At 60.8% G+C, this 17,587-nt stretch carries 21 protein-coding genes; 16 read left to right on the forward strand and 5 right to left on the reverse strand.

What is annotated here, in order from left to right:
• Positions 1-5 precede the first annotated feature (5 nt).
• Both N554_RS0103225 and N554_RS0103230 read right to left on the reverse strand, forming a co-directional pair.
• Positions 6-1,199 carry an alpha-D-ribose 1-methylphosphonate 5-triphosphate diphosphatase gene (locus tag N554_RS0103225; RefSeq protein WP_029582153.1) on the reverse strand — a complete coding sequence of 398 codons (1,194 nt, stop codon included), beginning with the start codon at positions 1,197-1,199 and terminating at the stop codon, positions 6-8.
• On the reverse strand, positions 1,196-1,858 hold the full coding sequence (locus tag N554_RS0103230) for a transferase hexapeptide repeat family protein (protein WP_029582154.1): 663 nt from the start codon (positions 1,856-1,858) through the stop codon (positions 1,196-1,198). Before N554_RS0103230 ends, N554_RS0103225 begins: the two co-directional genes overlap by 4 nt.
• A gap of 188 nt (positions 1,859-2,046) precedes the next feature.
• Here N554_RS0103230 and phnC point away from each other — a divergent pair, with 188 nt between their 5' ends.
• From phnC to phnE (N554_RS0103250), 4 genes are all read left to right on the forward strand, one after another.
• Positions 2,047-2,862 carry a phosphonate ABC transporter ATP-binding protein gene (gene phnC / locus N554_RS0103235; protein WP_029582155.1) on the forward strand — a complete coding sequence of 272 codons (816 nt, stop codon included), beginning with the start codon at positions 2,047-2,049 and terminating at the stop codon, positions 2,860-2,862.
• A 72-nt stretch (positions 2,863-2,934) separates the two neighbouring features.
• Positions 2,935-3,873 (forward strand): phosphonate ABC transporter substrate-binding protein, encoded by a 939-nt coding sequence (gene phnD / locus N554_RS0103240; protein WP_029582156.1) that lies wholly within the window; start codon positions 2,935-2,937, stop codon positions 3,871-3,873.
• A 78-nt stretch (positions 3,874-3,951) separates the two neighbouring features.
• Complete coding sequence (gene phnE / locus N554_RS0103245; RefSeq protein ID WP_029582157.1) at positions 3,952-4,836, forward strand: phosphonate ABC transporter, permease protein PhnE; 885 nt, start codon at positions 3,952-3,954, stop codon at positions 4,834-4,836.
• The gene (phnE, locus tag N554_RS0103250; protein ID WP_029582158.1) at positions 4,833-5,681 is read left to right on the forward strand and encodes a phosphonate ABC transporter, permease protein PhnE; all 849 of its coding nucleotides are present in this window, start codon (positions 4,833-4,835) and stop codon (positions 5,679-5,681) included. The genes phnE (N554_RS0103245) and phnE (N554_RS0103250) overlap by 4 nt, the downstream gene beginning before the upstream one ends.
• A 7-nt stretch (positions 5,682-5,688) precedes the next feature.
• Here the strand turns inward: phnE (N554_RS0103250) and phnF are convergent, their stop codons facing one another.
• Entirely contained in the window at positions 5,689-6,417 is a 729-nt protein-coding gene (gene phnF, locus N554_RS0103255; protein WP_029582159.1) for a phosphonate metabolism transcriptional regulator PhnF, read from the reverse strand.
• A 118-nt stretch (positions 6,418-6,535) separates the two neighbouring features.
• Here phnF and phnG point away from each other — a divergent pair, with 118 nt between their 5' ends.
• Genes phnG through phnN form a run of 8 tightly spaced genes read left to right on the forward strand, consistent with a single transcriptional unit; the run spans position 6,536 to position 12,844 of the window.
• Complete coding sequence (gene phnG / locus N554_RS0103260; protein ID WP_029582160.1) at positions 6,536-6,997, forward strand: phosphonate C-P lyase system protein PhnG; 462 nt, start codon at positions 6,536-6,538, stop codon at positions 6,995-6,997.
• Positions 6,998-7,000: 3 nt separating this feature from the next.
• Positions 7,001-7,609: a phosphonate C-P lyase system protein PhnH gene (gene phnH, locus N554_RS0103265; RefSeq protein ID WP_029582161.1), complete on the forward strand. Its 609-nt coding sequence runs from the start codon at positions 7,001-7,003 to the stop codon at positions 7,607-7,609.
• A 2-nt stretch (positions 7,610-7,611) separates the two neighbouring features.
• Positions 7,612-8,718 (forward strand): carbon-phosphorus lyase complex subunit, encoded by a 1,107-nt coding sequence (locus N554_RS0103270; protein WP_029582162.1) that lies wholly within the window; start codon positions 7,612-7,614, stop codon positions 8,716-8,718.
• On the forward strand, positions 8,715-9,599 hold the full coding sequence (locus tag N554_RS0103275; protein WP_029582163.1) for an alpha-D-ribose 1-methylphosphonate 5-phosphate C-P-lyase PhnJ: 885 nt from the start codon (positions 8,715-8,717) through the stop codon (positions 9,597-9,599). The genes N554_RS0103270 and N554_RS0103275 overlap by 4 nt, the downstream gene beginning before the upstream one ends.
• Complete coding sequence (phnK, locus tag N554_RS0103280) at positions 9,592-10,392, forward strand: phosphonate C-P lyase system protein PhnK (RefSeq protein ID WP_029582164.1); 801 nt, start codon at positions 9,592-9,594, stop codon at positions 10,390-10,392. Before N554_RS0103275 ends, phnK begins: the two co-directional genes overlap by 8 nt.
• Positions 10,393-10,400: 8 nt before the next feature.
• Positions 10,401-11,099, forward strand: coding sequence for a phosphonate C-P lyase system protein PhnL (phnL, locus tag N554_RS0103285; protein ID WP_029582165.1), 699 nt, complete (start codon positions 10,401-10,403; stop codon positions 11,097-11,099).
• A 15-nt stretch (positions 11,100-11,114) separates the two neighbouring features.
• Positions 11,115-12,266 carry an alpha-D-ribose 1-methylphosphonate 5-triphosphate diphosphatase gene (locus N554_RS0103290; protein ID WP_029582166.1) on the forward strand — a complete coding sequence of 384 codons (1,152 nt, stop codon included), beginning with the start codon at positions 11,115-11,117 and terminating at the stop codon, positions 12,264-12,266.
• Positions 12,263-12,844 (forward strand): phosphonate metabolism protein/1,5-bisphosphokinase (PRPP-forming) PhnN, encoded by a 582-nt coding sequence (gene phnN, locus N554_RS0103295; RefSeq protein ID WP_051677281.1) that lies wholly within the window; start codon positions 12,263-12,265, stop codon positions 12,842-12,844. The genes N554_RS0103290 and phnN overlap by 4 nt, the downstream gene beginning before the upstream one ends.
• A gap of 83 nt (positions 12,845-12,927) precedes the next feature.
• Here phnN and N554_RS0103300 read toward each other — a convergent pair whose 3' ends face one another.
• A complete protein-coding gene (locus tag N554_RS0103300) occupies positions 12,928-13,398 on the reverse strand; it encodes an SRPBCC domain-containing protein (RefSeq protein WP_029582168.1) in 471 nt (156 codons plus the stop codon).
• The gene (locus N554_RS0103305; protein WP_029582169.1) at positions 13,395-13,745 is read right to left on the reverse strand and encodes an ArsR/SmtB family transcription factor; all 351 of its coding nucleotides are present in this window, start codon (positions 13,743-13,745) and stop codon (positions 13,395-13,397) included. Before N554_RS0103305 ends, N554_RS0103300 begins: the two co-directional genes overlap by 4 nt.
• Before the next feature lie 180 nt (positions 13,746-13,925).
• Here N554_RS0103305 and N554_RS0103310 point away from each other — a divergent pair, with 180 nt between their 5' ends.
• Genes N554_RS0103310 through N554_RS0103325 form a run of 4 tightly spaced genes read left to right on the forward strand, consistent with a single transcriptional unit; the run spans position 13,926 to position 17,585 of the window.
• Positions 13,926-14,615, forward strand: coding sequence for a PadR family transcriptional regulator (locus tag N554_RS0103310; RefSeq protein WP_210165368.1), 690 nt, complete (start codon positions 13,926-13,928; stop codon positions 14,613-14,615).
• A gap of 14 nt (positions 14,616-14,629) precedes the next feature.
• Positions 14,630-15,700, forward strand: a complete 1,071-nt coding sequence (locus N554_RS0103315) for an efflux RND transporter periplasmic adaptor subunit (RefSeq protein ID WP_197033402.1) — start codon at positions 14,630-14,632, stop codon at positions 15,698-15,700.
• 47 nt (positions 15,701-15,747) lie between these two features.
• A complete protein-coding gene (locus N554_RS0103320; protein ID WP_029582172.1) occupies positions 15,748-16,428 on the forward strand; it encodes an ABC transporter ATP-binding protein in 681 nt (226 codons plus the stop codon).
• The gene (locus N554_RS0103325) at positions 16,425-17,585 is read left to right on the forward strand and encodes an ABC transporter permease (RefSeq protein ID WP_029582173.1); all 1,161 of its coding nucleotides are present in this window, start codon (positions 16,425-16,427) and stop codon (positions 17,583-17,585) included. Before N554_RS0103320 ends, N554_RS0103325 begins: the two co-directional genes overlap by 4 nt.
• The last annotated feature ends 2 nt before the right edge of the window (positions 17,586-17,587 follow it).

Here is a 17,587-nt window from a genome sequence, read left to right on the forward strand (position 1 = left end):
CCACTTTACGCGGCTGCAACAGCCATTCGCGGAACGGCTGAGGAGCGGATCAAACGATTGGCGTCCGTCAGATGTACCAGACGGCCGGCGGCGATGACGGCAATGATGCGCGGGCGCAGCGGCGCTTCGTCGTCGACGAGAATGATATCGGCGCGATATCTCTCAGCCAGAACCCCCCGATCTGGAAGACCCGCAGCCCGGGCCGGCGCTGCCGAAATCAGGTCCCATGCTTCAGCAAGCGGCAGCACGCCGTCGGCAGCAAGGCGGAACGCAGCCAATAGTTGCGCCGGATAGTAATAGTCGGATGCAAGGATCGAACATAAGCCCTTGGCGATCATGTCGGCCGCCTTGGTCCATCCGGTATGGCTGCCGCCGCGCACGACATTAGGCGCGCCAAACACGATGAAATCGCCGGCTTCGGCGGCCTCGCGTGCGGTCTCCTCGTTGACCGGAAATTCGGCGATATCAACGCCCCGGGCCCGAAATGACCTGCGCATCTCCGGACTTTCGTCGTCATGCGACAGCATTCGGATGCCTGCGGCTTGCCCGGCTTTGGCCAGCCGCGCAATCGATGCCGGCACATCGTGAGCGCGGGAAACGATGCAGTTCACCAGGCGATCGAACTCCTCGTTCGAAAGACCGGTACGTTCGACCATGCGGCTTCGTTTCTGCGGCTTCGCAAGGTCAGCAACCGTCGAATCCATGTGGTCATTGAATGCGAACAGATCGATGCGTCGCTCGGACAACCATTGGCCGATTTCGGTTTCGGCATCGAGATTGTGCGTTTCATGGCGCAGGTGGAAGCGGGTGTCCGCCGCGAGTTGCGGCCTCATGGCCTCGATTGCCTCAAGCAATTGCCTTGCATTGTTGCCGCTTCGAAGGCCCGGCTCCCACGACCATGTCGTGGCGTGAAAAACCGTGGTAATGCCATTTGCGATTGCCTGCCGGTCGCTATCGACCAAAGCGATGTCGACAGGGAAATCGACACCTGAACGCGGCATCATCTGCCGCTCGAACGCGTCGCCATGCAAGTCGACGATTCCAGGGAGTACCAGCAGGTTCCGCGCATCGATGCCGAGCGATCCGCGCCCATGCTCTGCACCCACAGCGCCGATTATACCGCCCGCGATCTGTAGCGAAGTTTCAAAAAGTTCTCCGCCGAGAAGAGCTCGGCCGCCTTCGACTGATATGTCCGTCACGATGTCGCACTTCGTCGTCTGGTGTGTGAACGACCGGAAACGGTCGCATATTTTGCGAGGAAATCCTCGACCGTCAATTTCCGAAAATCGGGCAGGGCGCTGCGGATTGTTTCATGGTCCCAATCCCACCACGCAAGCTCCGCCAGCCGGTTGGCAATGGCTTCCGGAAACCGGCGTCTGATCGTTCGCGCCGGATTTCCCGCGACGATGGTGTAAGCGGGGACGTCCTTGGTCACGATGGCGCCCGCCGCGACCACGGCGCCGCTGCCGACGCTGCGGCCCGGTAACACGATTGCGCCATGCCCGATCCAGACATCATGCCCGATGTGGACGCGATGTCCGCGCCGCCATTCGAAAAACTCCGCCTCGTCACTCTCGCTCGGAAAATACGCGCTGGCGCGATAGGTGAAGTGCGCCTGCGAAGCCCTGTGCATGGGATGATTGCCCGGGTTGATCCGCGTCATTGCCGCGATTGAACAGAATTTTCCGATCGTGGTGTAGGTGATCTGCGCGTCGTTGACGACATAGGAATAGTCGTCCATCGCCACGTCGAGCAGGACCGTACGCGCGCCGACCTCGCAATAGGCGCCGAGCTTACTGTCGTGCAATTTCGCGGTTGGATCGATGGTCGGTTCAACGGAAAGCATTTTGCCGGCCATGTGAGATTCCAGGAGCGTTGGCAATGGTCCCAAGACCGCACGTCATCGATGGGCTTGATGACAGCATAATGACGGCTGCATGACAGCTGACTCAAGTGTGGATGGCGGCCGCACTGCAGCGAGACTGTCACACAACTGTAGAATCCAGACGCTAGCGATGATGACAGCTAAACGTTCTGGAGAACCGCATGCTCGTGGTTGAAGGTTTGACGTGCCGCTTTGGTACAAAGGCTGCGGTAGATGATGCATCGTTCTCAATTTCTCCCGGCGGCTTTGTCGGTGTGATCGGTCGGTCCGGCGCCGGCAAGTCGACGCTGCTGCGGATGATCAATCGCCTCGCCGAGCCATCAGAGGGGAGGATTTTGTTCGATGGTCTCGATGTGACCGCGCTGCGCGGCAAGCAACTGCGGCAATGGCGCGCACGGTCGGCGATGATATTTCAGCAATTCAATCTCGTCGGCCGACTCGATGTGCTGACCAACGTGTTGATGGGACGGCTCGCCGAAATCCCATCTTGGCGCTCGCTGACGCAGCTTTGGCCCGATGAGGAAAAGGCGCTGGCCATGTCGGCGCTCGAGCAATTCGATATGGCTTCGTTGGCGGCGCAGCGCGCCGACCAGCTCTCCGGCGGTCAGCAACAACGCGTCGCGATTGCCCGCGCGCTGGTCCAGGAGCCCGACATTATTCTTGCCGACGAGCCGATCGCGTCGCTGGATCCGCGCAACACCCGGATCGTGATGGACGCGTTGCTGCGCATCAACAAGCATTTCGGCATCACCGTGATTTGCAACCTGCATTCGCTCGATCTGGCGCGGACTTACTGCGATCGCCTGATTGGCATGGCGTCCGGCCGTGTAGTGTTCGACGGCGCGCCTGCGATGCTGACCGATCATATCGCACGCGAGCTTTACGATCTCGAGGCCAATGAAGTGATGGGCACCGCGCCAACCCATGCGTCTGCCGATTCGACTATTCCGGCTTTCGGCACGGCTGCCGCGGCCTGAACATCCGCCTCATCATCAGCGCGTTCTGCGAACCCGCAAGCGCCGACTTCAACAGAGGAAAAAGAGGACGTCATGATCAATCGCCGTATCATCCTGGCCGGCGCGGCAGCGCTGGCCTTCAGCGCCACCGCCGCATCGGCGCAGGACTGGAAAACGAAGTATCCGGAGTTGACCTTCGCGGTGGTGCCGGCAGAGAACGCCTCCGGTGTCACCGAGCGCTGGACACCATTCGTGGCTTATCTGGCCAAAGAACTCGGCGTGAAAGTTACCTTGCGCATTGCCAACGACTATGCGGCGGTGATCGAAGGCCAACGTGCCGGCAACATTCACATCGCGAGCTACGGTTCAGCGTCTTTCGCTCGCGCACGGCTGACCGGCGTCAAGACCGATGCCTTCGCCAATGACATCAATTCCGATGGCAGCACGGGCTATTATTCGGTGTTCTTCGTGAAGGCGAGCAGCCCATACAAGAGCATTGACCAATTGAAGGGCAAGAATCTCGGCCTGGTCGATCCCAACTCGACTTCCGGCAACAACGTTCCCCGCTTCGAACTGGATAAAATGGGCATTTCCGACGCCGATAGCTATTTCGGCAAGGTCGTCTTCACCGGCAGTCACGAAAACGCAATGCTGGCGCTTTCCCAAGGCACCGTGGAAATCGCGGCCAATCAATGGACCAATGACGACGACTCGACCCTCGTGCAGATGTTGCACAAGGGCATGCTGAAGAACGCGGACGGCACGCCGATGAAGAAGGAGGATTTCCGGATCATCCACAAATCGGCGCCGATCATGAACGGGCCTTATGCGTACAATTCGGGGCTCCCCGAAGATCTGAAAGCCGCCATCGCCAAGGCGTTCTTCGACTCGCCGACGAAAGACAAAGCCGCTTTCGAGCGACTGTCCGACGGCCAGAAAAAGGCGTTCAATCCCGCCACGACCAAGGATTGGGACGGGACCATCGACCTGATCAAGTTTGTGGATAATCTCCGCAAGAAGAAGGCGTCCTAAGCATCGCCGGGACGGGATAAGCCGGGTCTGCAACGACCCGGCTTTTTCCGTTTCAAAATTCCCAAAGCAGCAAGTCCAATGACGATTGCCGTTTCCATTCTTCCGGCGCAACAGCTGGCGGTGTTGAATGACGCCTATCGCAAGGCGGTCGCGCGCAAGCGCCTGCGCTTTGCGCTGGCAACGGCGGTGTTTGTTGCAACGCTGATCATCGCCGCAGTCGGCGCGGAAGTGAATCTGCGGACGTTCTTCACCCATTTTGGAAATTTCGTAAGCTATTTCGACCGCGTCCTCACTCTCGAGGATGGCACACGGGTCTGGACCAATATCGGCGAATGGCTCTGGGGCTGGCAAAAATGGTCATTGTTGCTGGGCGAGACCATCCTGATCAGCTATGTCGGTACACTGGCTGGTGCCGTGCTTGCGTTTGCGCTCAATTTTCTCGCGGCGGAAAACACCGCGCCTGCAGCCTGGTTACGTATCCTAGTCAAGCGCTTCTTGGAATTTTGCCGGACAGTTCCAGATATTGTCTTCGCACTGATCTTCGTCATCGCGTTCGGTCTAGGTCCGATGGCGGGCGTTCTCGCCATCACGATCCATTGCATCGGCGCGCTTGGCAAGCAGTACTCCGAAATCGTGGAGAATATCGACATGAGGCCGGTTGAGGGGGTGCGATCTACCGGCGCCGGCTGGATATCGTGTATGCGATTTGCGGTTCTGCCGCAGGTGGCGGCGGGCTTCGCCGGCTATACGCTGCTGCGCTTTGAAATCAATGTGCGCGGCGCCTCGGTGATGGGTTTCGTTGGCGCCGGCGGTATCGGACAGGAGCTCGTAGTTGCGATCCGCAAGTTCTATTACTCCGACGTCAGTGCGATCCTGCTGATGATCGTCCTTACCGTGTTCGTCATCGATATCGGCACCGGCTGGATACGCGGGCGGTTATTCGGCAGGGATCGGCACGCATGACTGAATCGCCAAAACCGGATTTCGAGGGTCTGCGCGCGCGACATCCTGAAGTATTCGACCGACCGCTTTCCGCGCGGCTGGCTACGCCCACTATGATGATCGCCGCGTTTTCCGTTTTTGTATTCGGGCTGATCGATCTCGAGTTTTCGCCGTCACGTTTCTTCTCCGGCCTCCACCAGCTGGGCTGGATCGCGCTAATGATGATCCCGCCCGATCCGGGCTCCTCGCTCCCGGTCTATCTGGTCGCGCTCGGGGAAACCCTGTCGATCGCGCTGTTGGGGACCACCCTTGCCGCGGTCTTCGCGCTGCCGGTCAGCCTCCTGGCGGCCAGGAACATCGTGCCTTCCAGTATCTTCCGCTTTCCGGTCCGCCGGTTTCTCGACTCGATACGCGGTGTTGATACGCTGATCTGGGCGCTGGTCTGGATCAACGTCGTGGGGCTCGGCCCCTTTGCCGGTGTGCTGGCGATTGCGGTCGCGGATTTCGGCGCGTTCGGCAAGCTGTTCTCCGAAGCGATCGAGGCCGCCGACAGAAAGCAGGTCGAAGGCATCCGTGCATCCGGCGGTAATGCGCTGCACGAAATACGGTTTGGCCTGATGCCGCAGGTGCTGCCCGTTATCGCCGGGCAGGTGCTGTATTTCATCGAGTCGAACACGCGCTCAGCGACTATCATCGGCATCGTCGGCGCCGGAGGCATCGGCCTGCAACTGGCCGAGCAGATCCGCGTGCTCGAATGGCAAAAAGTGTCGTTCCTGATCCTGATGATTCTGGTGGCAGTCGCCGCGATCGACTGGATTTCGAGCAAGCTTCGCTTTGCGATCATCGGGCGGCGCGCGGTCGTATGATGCGCGGCTAATTGTTCTCGATGACGAATTCGACACGCTCGGCGGCAAAGCGCGCGCGGGTCGTTAGCAATGGCGTGCCGTCGGCGTCGATGTCGGTACTGTCGACCACAAGAATCGGACGGCCGAGCGCCAGATCCAGTCGCGCCGCGTCCGTGGCATCAACAATGGCGGCAGTGACGTGGGTTGAGGCCCGGCGATAATCGCGGATGCCGTAGTGCTCCAGCACTTTGGTCATCGAGCGTGCACGCTCATAGATCCGCCCCGCGCCGGGAAAACGCTCTGCGGCGAGCCAGGTTGTGCCCACGCAAATCGGCGTGCGGTCGGCCAGCCGCAGCGCTTCAATCCGGATCAGCGGCGCGCCTGTCTTCAAATCAAGTTGCCGGGCCAGTTCGCGGGTCGCGTGTTCTTCGGTAGCGCCGATCAATTGGCCGCGCGGCTCGCGGCCGCCGGCACCGACGATCTCCGAAAAGCGCGTGCGCGAGCGCAGAGGATAAGCGAGGCGTTGCGTCTCAACATAGGTGCCGCTGCCGCGCTCGGCGCGTACCAGACCGCGCTCTGCCAGCATCGCCAGTGCCCGGCGCACCGTGTGGCGGTTGACGCGATAAGTTTCGGCGATCTCCATCTCGCCCGGCAACCGTTCGCCGCCGGCAAAAGTGCCGTTGGCGATGCCGCGCTCGATCCCGTCGGCGACCTGACGCCACAAAGCGACGCCGGAGGCCATATCCTGCGCAGTCATGGCGTTGAAAAGCCGGGGAAACCCATCGGAAAAATCACTCTGTTGTCACGAAACAGTCATGGCGCTTCGATATCAAGTTGTCTAATATCATAGACAACTTGATTCAGGCAAGGCTGACATGATCGCGGCACGAGAAAACAGTAAGCAGGTGCAGCGCCAAGCTGCGATGGCGGCACTCGCGCATTCCGACGGGGGGGAGATTGCCGGACGGCTCGCGGCGATCGCGTTGCCGGCTTACGAAAATCTGCGCGAACCCGAGAACGGTTTAGTGATGGTTCGAGGCCGCATCGGCGGCGACGGCGCGCCGTTCAATCTCGGCGAGGCGACCGTCTCGCGCGCCGCGGTGCGGCTGGCGACCGGCGAGGTCGGCTTCGGCTACACGCTCGGCCGAGACGGACAAAAGGCGCGGCTCATCGCGCTGTGCGACGCATTGCTGCAGTCGAATGAATTCGCGGATACGGTGGAAGCAACCGTGCTCACGCCGCTGCGTGCGGCCATGCTTTCCCGAGGAAACCAAAAGGCGGCGGAGGCTGCGGCGACGCGGGTCGATTTCTACACGCTGGTGCGCGGTGAGGGCTGAACGATGACCAGAGTTGCCGAATTGCCAGCAGGGGTCGCCGACAAGGTGTTGTTGGCGCAGTCGACCTTCCGTTCGGTGATGGATGCGATGGCCCGCCCGGGCACCGTTCAAGGAATCCCTGCCGCTGCCGGCGCGCCGGCCGGCGTGATGCGCGGCACCGCCGCGATCGCCTTGACCCTGTTCGATCACGATACGCCGCTGTGGCTCGACCCATTGATGTCCGAGGCATCGGATGTCGTCAAATGGCTCAAGTTTCACACGGGCGCGCCGGTGATTGCCGATCCCTCGATCTGCAGCTTTGCGTTGATAGGTGACGCGCGATCGCTTCCAGGGCTCGATCGTTTTGCCTTTGGCAGCAACGAGTATCCCGACCGCTCGACAACCGTGATCCTGCAGGTCGAAAGCCTGACGCAAGGTCCGACGCTCGAATTGCGCGGCCCCGGCATCGACGGCACGGCTGTCCTGCAGGCTGCGATCCAGCCTGCGGATTTGTTTGAGCGGCTCGCCATCAACGCCACGCTGTTTCCACGCGGCATCGACGTCGTATTGGTGGCCGATAATGCGATTGTCGCGATACCGCGAACCACACGCCTGGTCGCGAAGGGAGACTGAACATGTATGTCGCCGTCAAAGGAGGCGAGCGCGCCATCGAGAATGCGCATCGGCTGCTGGCGCATGAGCGGCGGGGCGACCGCGATGTTCCGGAAGTCACACTTGCTCAGATATCGGAACAACTTAGCCTTGGCGTCGATCGCGTCATGACCGAAGGTTCGCTGTACGATCGCGAGCTCGCCGCGCTGGCCATCAAGCAGGCGCGCGGCGACATGATCGAGGCGATCTTTCTGATCCGTGCCTTTCGCGCCACATTGCCGCGCTTCGGCGCGACCGAACCAGTCGATACGGGCCAGATGCAGGTGCGTCGCCGGATTTCCTCGACGTTTAAGGATATTCCGGGAGGCCAGATTCTTGGGCCCACCTTCGATTACACCCATCGCCTGCTGGACCCGCAACTCGCTGATGGTTTCCTTCCCGAACCGCCCGCGACATCAGACACATCTCCCGTGGCGATGCCGCGCGTGACCGACATTCTCGGCCGCGACGGCCTGATCGAAGCGTCACCTAGAGCGGACGCCGTGTTGCCGGTCGGCGATCTTACGCGCGAGCCGCTTAGCTTCCCCGCGGACCGCGATCTGCGATTGCAGAATCTGGCCCGCGCCGATGAGGGTTTTTTGCTGGCACTCGGCTATTCGTCGCAGCGCGGCTACGGCCGCAGCCATCCGTTCGCCGGCGAAATTCGCCTTGGCGAGGTCGAAGTGGAGTTTATGGCCGAAGACGCCGGTTTCGCCGTACCGCTTGGCTCGATCACGCTGACTGAATGCCAGATGGTCAACCAGTTCAAAGGCTCGGCCACGGAAGCGCCGTGCTTTACGCGCGGTTACGGTCTTGCCTTCGGACAGAGTGAGCGCAAGACCATGTCGATGGCGCTGGTGGACCGAAGCCTGCGCGCCCGCGAACTCGGCGAGGAGATCATTGCTCCCGCCCAGGACGAAGAGTTTGTAATGTCGCATTCCGACAACGTGCAGGCGACCGGCTTCGTCGAACACCTCAAGCTGCCGCACTATGTGGACTTCCAGTCCGAACTTGGTCTGCTGCGTAAACTCCGAAACGAGTTTTCCGAGGCGGCGGATGCCTCGTCGCCCATGCAGGAGGCCGCGGAATGAACGCGCCGGCTTACAATTTTGCCTATCTGGACGAGCAGACCAAACGAATGATCCGCCGCGCGATCCTTAAGGCAATCGCGATTCCCGGCTATCAGGTGCCGTTCGCCAGCCGGGAAATGCCGATGCCCTATGGCTGGGGCACCGGCGGTGTGCAGGTGACGGCGGCGATCCTCGGCCCCAACGATGTGCTGAAGGTGATCGATCAGGGCTCCGACGACACTACCAATGCGATTTCGATCCGTAAGTTCTTCGCCAAGACTGCCGGCGTCGCGACCACGACCGCCACCGCCGACGCAACAGTGATCCAGACCCGGCACCGCATTCCGGAAGCGCCGCTGCATGGCGGGCAGGTACTAGTCTATCAGGTGCCGATCCCCGAGCCGCTGCGTTTTCTCGAGCCGCGCGAAACCGAGACGCGCCGAATGCATGCGCTCGGCGAATACGGATTGATTCACGTGAAGCTCTACGAGGACATCGCCCGCTTCGGTCACATCGCGACCTCTTACGCCTATCCCGTGAAGGTCAATGCGCGCTACGTGATGGACCCGTCGCCGACGCCAAAATTCGACAATCCGAAAATGGACAATTGTCCTGCGCTGCAGTTATTTGGTGCCGGGCGCGAGAAGCGCATTTATGCGATTCCGCCACATACGTCCGTATTGTCGCTCGACTTCGAAGACCATCCATTCACGCGCTACCGGTTCGATGCGCCGTGCGCGCTTTGCGGCGCGGAAGATTCCTACCTTGATGAAATCGTTACCGATGACAGGGGTGGCCGGATGTTTGTCTGCTCGGACACCGATTACTGCGAGACCCGCCAGAGCTCTGGCCATCGCGGCAGCGAAAACGCGGCTCCGCACAAGGAGAGAGCGCATGGCTGAAAATCAAGACGCCGCGGCTGACGATCAACCCCTCCTGATCGCGGACAGGTTGAGCAAGGCCTATGGCCGGCTAACCGCTTGCCGCGACGTGTCCTTTGCGCTCTACCCCGGCGAAGTACTGGCGATCGTCGGCGAGTCCGGATCGGGCAAGACGACGCTTCTGCAATTGCTGTCGGCACAGCTTGTGCCCAACGCAGGATGCGTTTCGTATCGGATGCGCGACGGAGTGACGCGCGACCTCGCGGCACTGGGCGAGGCCGAGCGGCGGTTTCTATTTCGCACCGACTGGGGCTATGTGCACCAGGATCCTGCGCAGGGACTGCGGATGGCGGTTTCGGCCGGGGCCAATGTCGGCGAGCGTCTGATGGCGGTGGGATGGAATCACTACGGCCGGATTAGAGACACTGCCTCATCTTGGCTGGAGCGTGTCGAGATCGACGTTGGGCGCATCGACGATGCGCCGCGCACCTATTCCGGCGGCATGCGGCAGCGGTTGCAGATTGCGCGCAATCTTGTCACCGAGCCGCGGCTTGTGTTTATGGATGAGCCGACCGGCGGGCTCGACGTGTCCGTGCAGGCCCGCCTGCTCGATTTGATGCGCAATCTGGTGAGCGAGTTGGGCCTGGCGGCGATTGTGGTCACCCATGATCTCGCCGTCGCGCGTCTGTTGTCGCATCGTGTCATGGTGATGAAGGGTGGCCGTGTGATCGAGACCGGGCTGACCGACCAGGTGCTCGATGATCCCCGTGAGCCTTACACCCAGCTGCTCGTCTCCTCGATTTTGCCGGCATGAGTGCACCAATGACTGCGATGATCGAAATCAGCAATGCAGAAAAGACTTTTGTCATGCACTTGCAAGACGGGATAGAGTTGCCTGTGGTGCGTGGCGTCTCGTTTCGCGTAGAGCCGGGCGAGTGCGTGGTGCTGTCCGGCCCGTCTGGCGCGGGCAAATCGTCGATCCTGAAGATGATCTTCGGCAATTACCGCTGCGACGGCGGGCGTATCGGTATCCGCCATGAAGGCGTACAGATCGATCTCGCCAAAGCCGAACCGCGGCAAATCCTCAGTGTGCGCCGCGCCACCATCGGCTATGTCAGCCAGTTCCTCCGCGCCGTACCGCGGGTAGCGACGTCAGACGTGGTGGCCGAGCCCCTGATCGTGAACGGAGTGGCGCGTGCCGAGGCGCGCGAGAGGGCAGGGCAGTTGTTGCGCCGTCTCAACATTCCTGAACGGCTGTGGGCGCTGCCGCCATCGACGTTCTCAGGAGGCGAGCAGCAGCGCGTCAACATCGCGCGCGGCTTCATCTCCGATCTGCCGATCTTGCTGCTGGATGAGCCGACCGCTTCGCTCGATGCCGCCAATCGCGCCGTGGTGGTCGAGTTGATCGAGCAGAAGAAGCGTGCCGGCGTCGCCATGGCCGCGATCGTCCACGACGATGAGATACGCCATTTGATTGCCGACCGGATCGTTGACGTCACGTCATTTGCCGCCGCTGCATAAAGAAAGACAATCGAGATGACTTCACCTGAAACCATTATAGGCAACGCCAGGATAGTTCTGGCGGATCGCGTGATCGCGTGCGGCTGGATAGCCTTTGCGGATGGCCGTGTCGCCGAATTTGGCGAAGGCAAAGCACCTGCAGGCAACGAGGATGTCGCCGGCGATCTGATCATGCCCGGCCTGATCGAGCTTCACACCGATCATCTCGAAGCGCATTACGTCCCGCGCCCAAAAGTGTTTTGGGACCCGATCGCCGCCGTCGTCTCCTATGACGGGCAATTGGCGACATCGGGAATCACGACGGTGTTGGATTCGCTGCGGGTGTGGCGCGAGGATGGTGCCGAGGAGGTCGACGGTCGAGCAGGTGTGCTGGCCGAGGCGATCGCATCGGCGCGCGACGCTAATCTGTTGCGCGCCGATCATTTCCTGCATCTGCGCTGCGAAATTCCGATGCCGAGTGTGGTCGAGGAGGCCAAAGAACTGGTGGGGCGGCCGGATGTGCGGCTGATATCGCTGATGGATCACACCCCGGGGCAACGGCAGTTTCGCGATGAAGGCAAATTGCGCGACTACTATCGCGGCAAGGGCGCCGGCATGACCGACGCCGAGCTCGACACGCTGTTCGAACGGCGTTTTGCCTATCAGAAGGCACATGCGGCGACCAATATGCGTGAGATCGTGGCGCTGGCGCATCAATACGATATCCCGCTCGCCAGCCATGACGACACGACAGACGAAAATGTCACCGACGCGATTCGCGATTGCGTTTCGGTCGCGGAGTTTCCGACCACGATGGAAGCCGCGCGCGGATTGCACCAGGCCGGCATCGACATCCTGATGGGTGCGCCGAACGTGGTGCGCGGCGGCTCGCATTCCGGCAATATCGCCGCGGTCGACCTCGCCCGCGAGGGGCTGCTGGATATCCTGTCGTCCGACTACATTCCCTCAAGCCTGCTGATGGCGGCACTGCAATTGCCGCGGCATGCGCCTGCCATCGATCTGGCGTCGGCCGTCCGCACCGTCACCAAGACGCCTGCCGAAGCGGTTGGTCTCGCCGATCGGGGCGAGATCGCAGTTGGCAAGCGCGCCGATTTGATTCGTGTGCATGTTGCCCGTGACATTCCAGTGGTGCGCAGTGTCTGGCGCGAAGGACATCGCGTGGCGTGACGCAAATTCCGGTTATATTCAATCATCCTCCAGCCGCGATTGGACCCGGCCGGCTGATTCTGGTGGTCGGCCCCAGCGGCGCCGGCAAAGACACGCTGATCGGACGGGCCAAGGCAGCCTGCGCCGTTGATGCCGGTATCGCATTTCCGCGCCGCGTCGTAACGCGGGAAGCGTCATCCTTTGAAGATAACGAGCAGGTGAGCCCCGAAGCCTTTCAGCAGGCGCTCGTGCGGGACCAGTTCGCGATGCATTGGGAAGCGCATGGCCATTGCTACGGATTGCCTCGTGCGATCGATGGCGATATCCGCGCCGGACGCACGGTGGTCGTCAATGTGTCGCGGACCGTGATTGACGCGATGCGCCGCGCCTATGCCAATGTCACGGTGATTTCGATCACGGCGCCGCCTGAAGTTCTCGCCGAGCGCCTTGCTGCGCGGGCTCGCAGCAGTGATGGACAGATCGAGCACCGGCTTCGTCGCGCCGTCGATGGCGCGTTCGCGCCTGATGTCACCATCAACAACACCGGCGACGTTCAGGATCATGCGCGCGAGCTTGTGCGGATCATCCGGGGCGGTTGAGGCGGCGGTACGCCGCATGGAGCTCTGAGATCAGGAGAACGGCAAATCGTTCATGCGAGGTGCGGATAGGCATCCCTCCATGACTAACTAAAGGAAAGCTTTTCAAGCCGCACGTAGCTCGCTTCCATACCGTATTCCATACCGGTTGAAAGCATCGCGTCTCTCGTCGCGGCATCCGGCAAAGTCATCCGCATGGTCATCAGCGTGCCACTTCCCTGCGGTTCGAAAGTCGTTTCGACCTGGTTGGCTGGTGTCGGGTCGGGCAGGTGCATGCGTTCGACATGTACAATCCGGCTGAACGGCTTCAGCTCGATGTATTCGCCCGTCAGGTAGAATCCACCGTCCTTGCCATCGGTCCACTCGTAGCGGATCTGCCCGCCCGGTCTCGCTTCGTTAATGCAGACCGGCATCGTCCAGCCGTCCGGGCCGAGCAGCCATTTCTGGATCAGCGCCGGCTCCGTGTGTGCACGGTAAACCGCTTCGGGGGAGGCGGCGAAGTATCGGGTTACGACAACATATCGCTCGCCCTCTGTCACAAGCGTCATGGCGCTCATGGTCGCTCCTTTCGTTCGTCGGCCATCATCGAAGCCAATATGGAATCCAGCCGGTTGTAGTTTTTGGCCAATACTTCGCGCAGCATGCCGAGCCATCTGTCGACATCCGCGATCGCGTCCGGCGCGATGCGGCAGGGCCGCTTGCTGCCCTCAACGCGACGGACAATCAGCCCCGCATCCTCAAGCACTTTCAGGTGGCGCGAGATGGCCGGCTGCGTCATCTCGAAAGGCTTCGCAATTTCCATGACCGTCGTTTCGCCCAAGGCAAGGCGCGCCAGGATCGCCCGCCGCGTCGGATCAGCAAGCGCGGAAAATGCGGCATCCAGTCGGGGCGTCGTGTTATTCATAACGAACGTATTATATAACTTATTTGTTATGTCAAGGATGGATGCGAAGTAGGGTGCGCGGGGCCGTTCACCTCTCTCCAGAGCCGTGATCGCCTTCGTGCGGTAGACGATTATACGTTGACGGATATTCATGTACTCGAATAATCTACGTCCATGTCCTCTGAGATTCCGGCCAACCCTTTGGCGCTCGCGGTCCTCGCACTGTGCTTTGAGCGGCCAATGCATCCCTACGAGATGGCGGCAACGCTCAAGCGTCGACACAAGCATGAGAGTATCAAGCTGCGTTACGGCACGCTCTACACCGTGATCGAAATGCTGACTTCGCGCGGTTTGATCCGGTCGAAGGAGACGTCGCGCGGTGGCAAAAGACCTGAGCGCACGGTTTATGCTCTGGCGCCAGCCGGCCGCGATTTGCTCCGCAACTGGATGCGGCACCTTTTGGCGGAACCGGCAAAAGAGTTTCCTCAATTCGAGGCCGCGCTGTGTCTTCTGCCCGTGTTGCCGCCGGATGAAGCTGTGGCGTTGCTGCGCGACCGCCATTCTCGACTGGCGGAAAAACTTAAGCAGATGCAAGCCGAGCTCAACGACATCCTCGCCATGACGTTTGCGGAAGTGGCCGGATCCGACGAAGAATTACCTGCGCCGCTATTAGGCCTGAAATTTCCGGCGATCCTCGTCGTCGAAAGCGAATATCGCCTGACGCTGCTGAAGGCAGAATTGGATTTTGTAACCGAACTGGTACGCCGCATCACGGAAGAAGGTTGGGGCCCAGCCCCTTTGTGGCGAGATATGCAAGCCAGCTGCGAGCGTGAATACCAGCGCGAGAATGCAGCCGCTGCGCGGGAAACCGCGTCCGCCGCGGACTCCTAGATGGAAATCGGATGATGACCGAAGACAAGAGCAAATTGCTACGATCGCTGACGATCGATCGCAGCGTGAGCGAGCCGGGGCGATCGAGCCGTCGCTGGTTGCCGATCTCGGTCGGCATTGCCGCCTGCGTCATCGTAGCATTTGCCGCCTTTGCGGTGTCCGAATTTTGGATGCAAGACCGTCCCAAAGAGACCGCATCCCAGCCCGCAGCACAGCCGCAGACGGCGCAGCCTCAGCAACAGCAGGTCGCCACCAGCAGCAGGGATTCCGGTAATCTTGCGGCCTCCGGCTATGTGGTTGCGCGACGCAAAGCGACGGTTGCGGCCGAAATCACCGGCAAGGTTGTCGAGGTTTTCATCGACGAAGGCATGACGGTGACCGACGGGCAGATCGTCGCGCGGCTCGACAGCGTGCTTGCCGAAAAAGACTATGAACTGGCGCAATCGCGCGTCGAGGCGGCGGATGCCGCGATCGCCGCGATCACCGCTGACCTTCAGGACGCGACACGGATCATGTCGCGCGTGCAGACATTGTCGCAGAAGAATTTCGCGACCGAGGCCGATCTGACCAAAGCACAGGCGCGCGTCGGCGTGCTCACGGCGCAACTGCGCCAGGTGCAGTCGCAGTCCGAAACCGCGAAGATAGATGCAAAGCGCAGTGCGTCGGTACTCGACAAACATCAGATTCGCGCGCCATTTGCCGGCGTCGTCGTCGACCGTAGTGCACAGCCCGGTGAGATGATTTCACCGATGTCGGTCGGCGGCTTCACCCGAACCGGTATCTGTACCATCGTCGACATGTATTCGATCGAGATCGAAGTCGACGTGAACGAAGCGTTCATCGGTCGTGTCGCCGCCGGCGGGGCCGTGAACGCGGTGCTTGACGCCTATCCGGACTGGACCATCCCCGCCTCGGTGATCGCGATCGTGCCGACCGCAAACCGCGAGAAGGCCACCGTGAAAGTCCGCATCCGCTTTGTGCAAAGGGATCCGCGCATTCTGCCCGATATGGCAGTGAAGGTGAATTTTCTGCGGGACACCAAGGCTGGTGTCGCGCCGGCGATCGAAACCACTGCGGCAAACTAGATCCAGTTGAATTCCGAGAGGAGAGAAAAGTGACACCGGAACACCCGATGGTTCGCCTCACCGGCGTAAGCAAGCGCTTCACCAAAGGCAAGGAAACGATTTCGATCTTCGATCATCTCGATCTTGCGATTCCCCGTGGCGATTTCGTCGCGGTGATGGGTCCCTCCGGCTCGGGAAAGACGACACTGCTCAATCTGCTCGGCGGTATCGACCGCGTCGATCAGGGCGAGATTGCTGTCGCCGACCAGCGCATCGATGGTCTGTCAGAAGGCGAACTAGCGGCCTGGCGTGCAGCTAACATCGGCTTCATATTCCAGTTCTACAACCTGATGCCGATGTTGACCGCGGCGCAGAACGTGGAACTGCCGCTATTGCTCACTAAGCTGCGCAGCAAGGAGCGCTCGACCCGTGTCCTGACCGCGCTGTCGGTGGTTGGCCTCGCCGATCGCGTCAAGCACCATCCACGTGAAATGTCCGGCGGCCAGCAGCAGCGCGTTGCCATCGCGCGCGCCATCGTGTCTGATCCGAACCTGTTGCTCTGCGACGAGCCGACGGGCGATCTTGACCGCCACTCCGCCGACGAGATTCTCTCAATCCTGCAACTGCTCAACAAGGATCTCGGAAAGACAATCGTGATGGTCACCCACGATCCTGCGGCGGCACGCTATGCGCAGCGCGTTTTGCACCTCGACAAGGGCCGTTTCGTCGAGCAGGAGCTTGCCGCGTGAACGACTTCGATCTGGTGCGGAAAAACCTGTTCCGCCGTAAATTGCGCGCCGCGCTGATGATCGTCTCGATCCTGATCGCCTTCATGATCTTCGGCGTACTTGCCGGATTTTACCGCGCCTTCACGGCCGGCGAGGATCGCGCCGCCGCGGATCGTCTGATCACGGTCAACAAGATCAACTTCACCCAGCCGATGCCGATCGCCTATTTCAATCGCGTGCGGGTGGTGGATGGGGTACGTCAGGTGACCTTCGCCAATTGGTTCGGTGGCTACTATCAGGATCCCAAGAATTTCCTGATGACGCTGGCGATCGAGCCAGCGACTTATTTCGATGTGTATCGCAGTGAGTTCGATATTCCACCCGAGCAGCTTCAGGCCTTCATCCGTGACCGCAGTAGCGCGGTGATCGGTGAATCATTGGCGCGCAAGTGGGGCTGGAAGATCGGCGATCGTGTCCCGGTTGCGAGCAACATCTTCACCCAACGTAGCGGCGGGCATACCTGGGACTTCACCATTGCCGGCATCGTAAAGGGCAAGACCGAGCAGGTCGACACCAACTTCATGCTGTTCCAGTACGCCTATTTCGACGAGACCCGCTCGTTCGGCAAAGACACGATCGGCTGGATGATTCTTCAGACCAGCGCGCCAGAGAATAACGATCGAGTGGCGAAGGCGATCGATGCGATGTTCGCCAATTCCACCGCCGAGACCTCAACCGACACCGAAAAGGCTTTCGGCAAGGCGTTCGCAGCCCAATTCGGCAACATCGCGCTGATCGTGTTCCTGGTGGTCGGCGCCGCCTTCGTCACGATCCTGATGATCGTCGGCAATACCATGGCGCTCTCGATCCGGGAACGCACCCGCGAGATCGGCGTGCTGAAGACTCTCGGATTCTCAGGCCCGCGAATTTTGCGAATGGTGCTCGGCGAATCGATACTGCTGGCTCTGCTCGGCGGATTGCCGGGCCTGGCGATTGCCGCGCTGATCACGATCGCTTTGCGCACCAGCCTGGCCAACATCGCGCCGGCTTTCGCGGTATCGCCTGACATCGCGCTGCAGGGAATCGCGCTGATGATTGCGCTCGGTCTGATCACCGGGATCATTCCGGCTCTCAATGCCATGCGGCTCAAAATAGCAACCGCGCTCGGACGGGGATAACC

The organism is Bradyrhizobium sp. URHD0069 (genome assembly GCF_000701345.1).
In the GTDB taxonomy this organism is placed as follows: domain Bacteria; phylum Pseudomonadota; class Alphaproteobacteria; order Rhizobiales; family Xanthobacteraceae; genus Bradyrhizobium.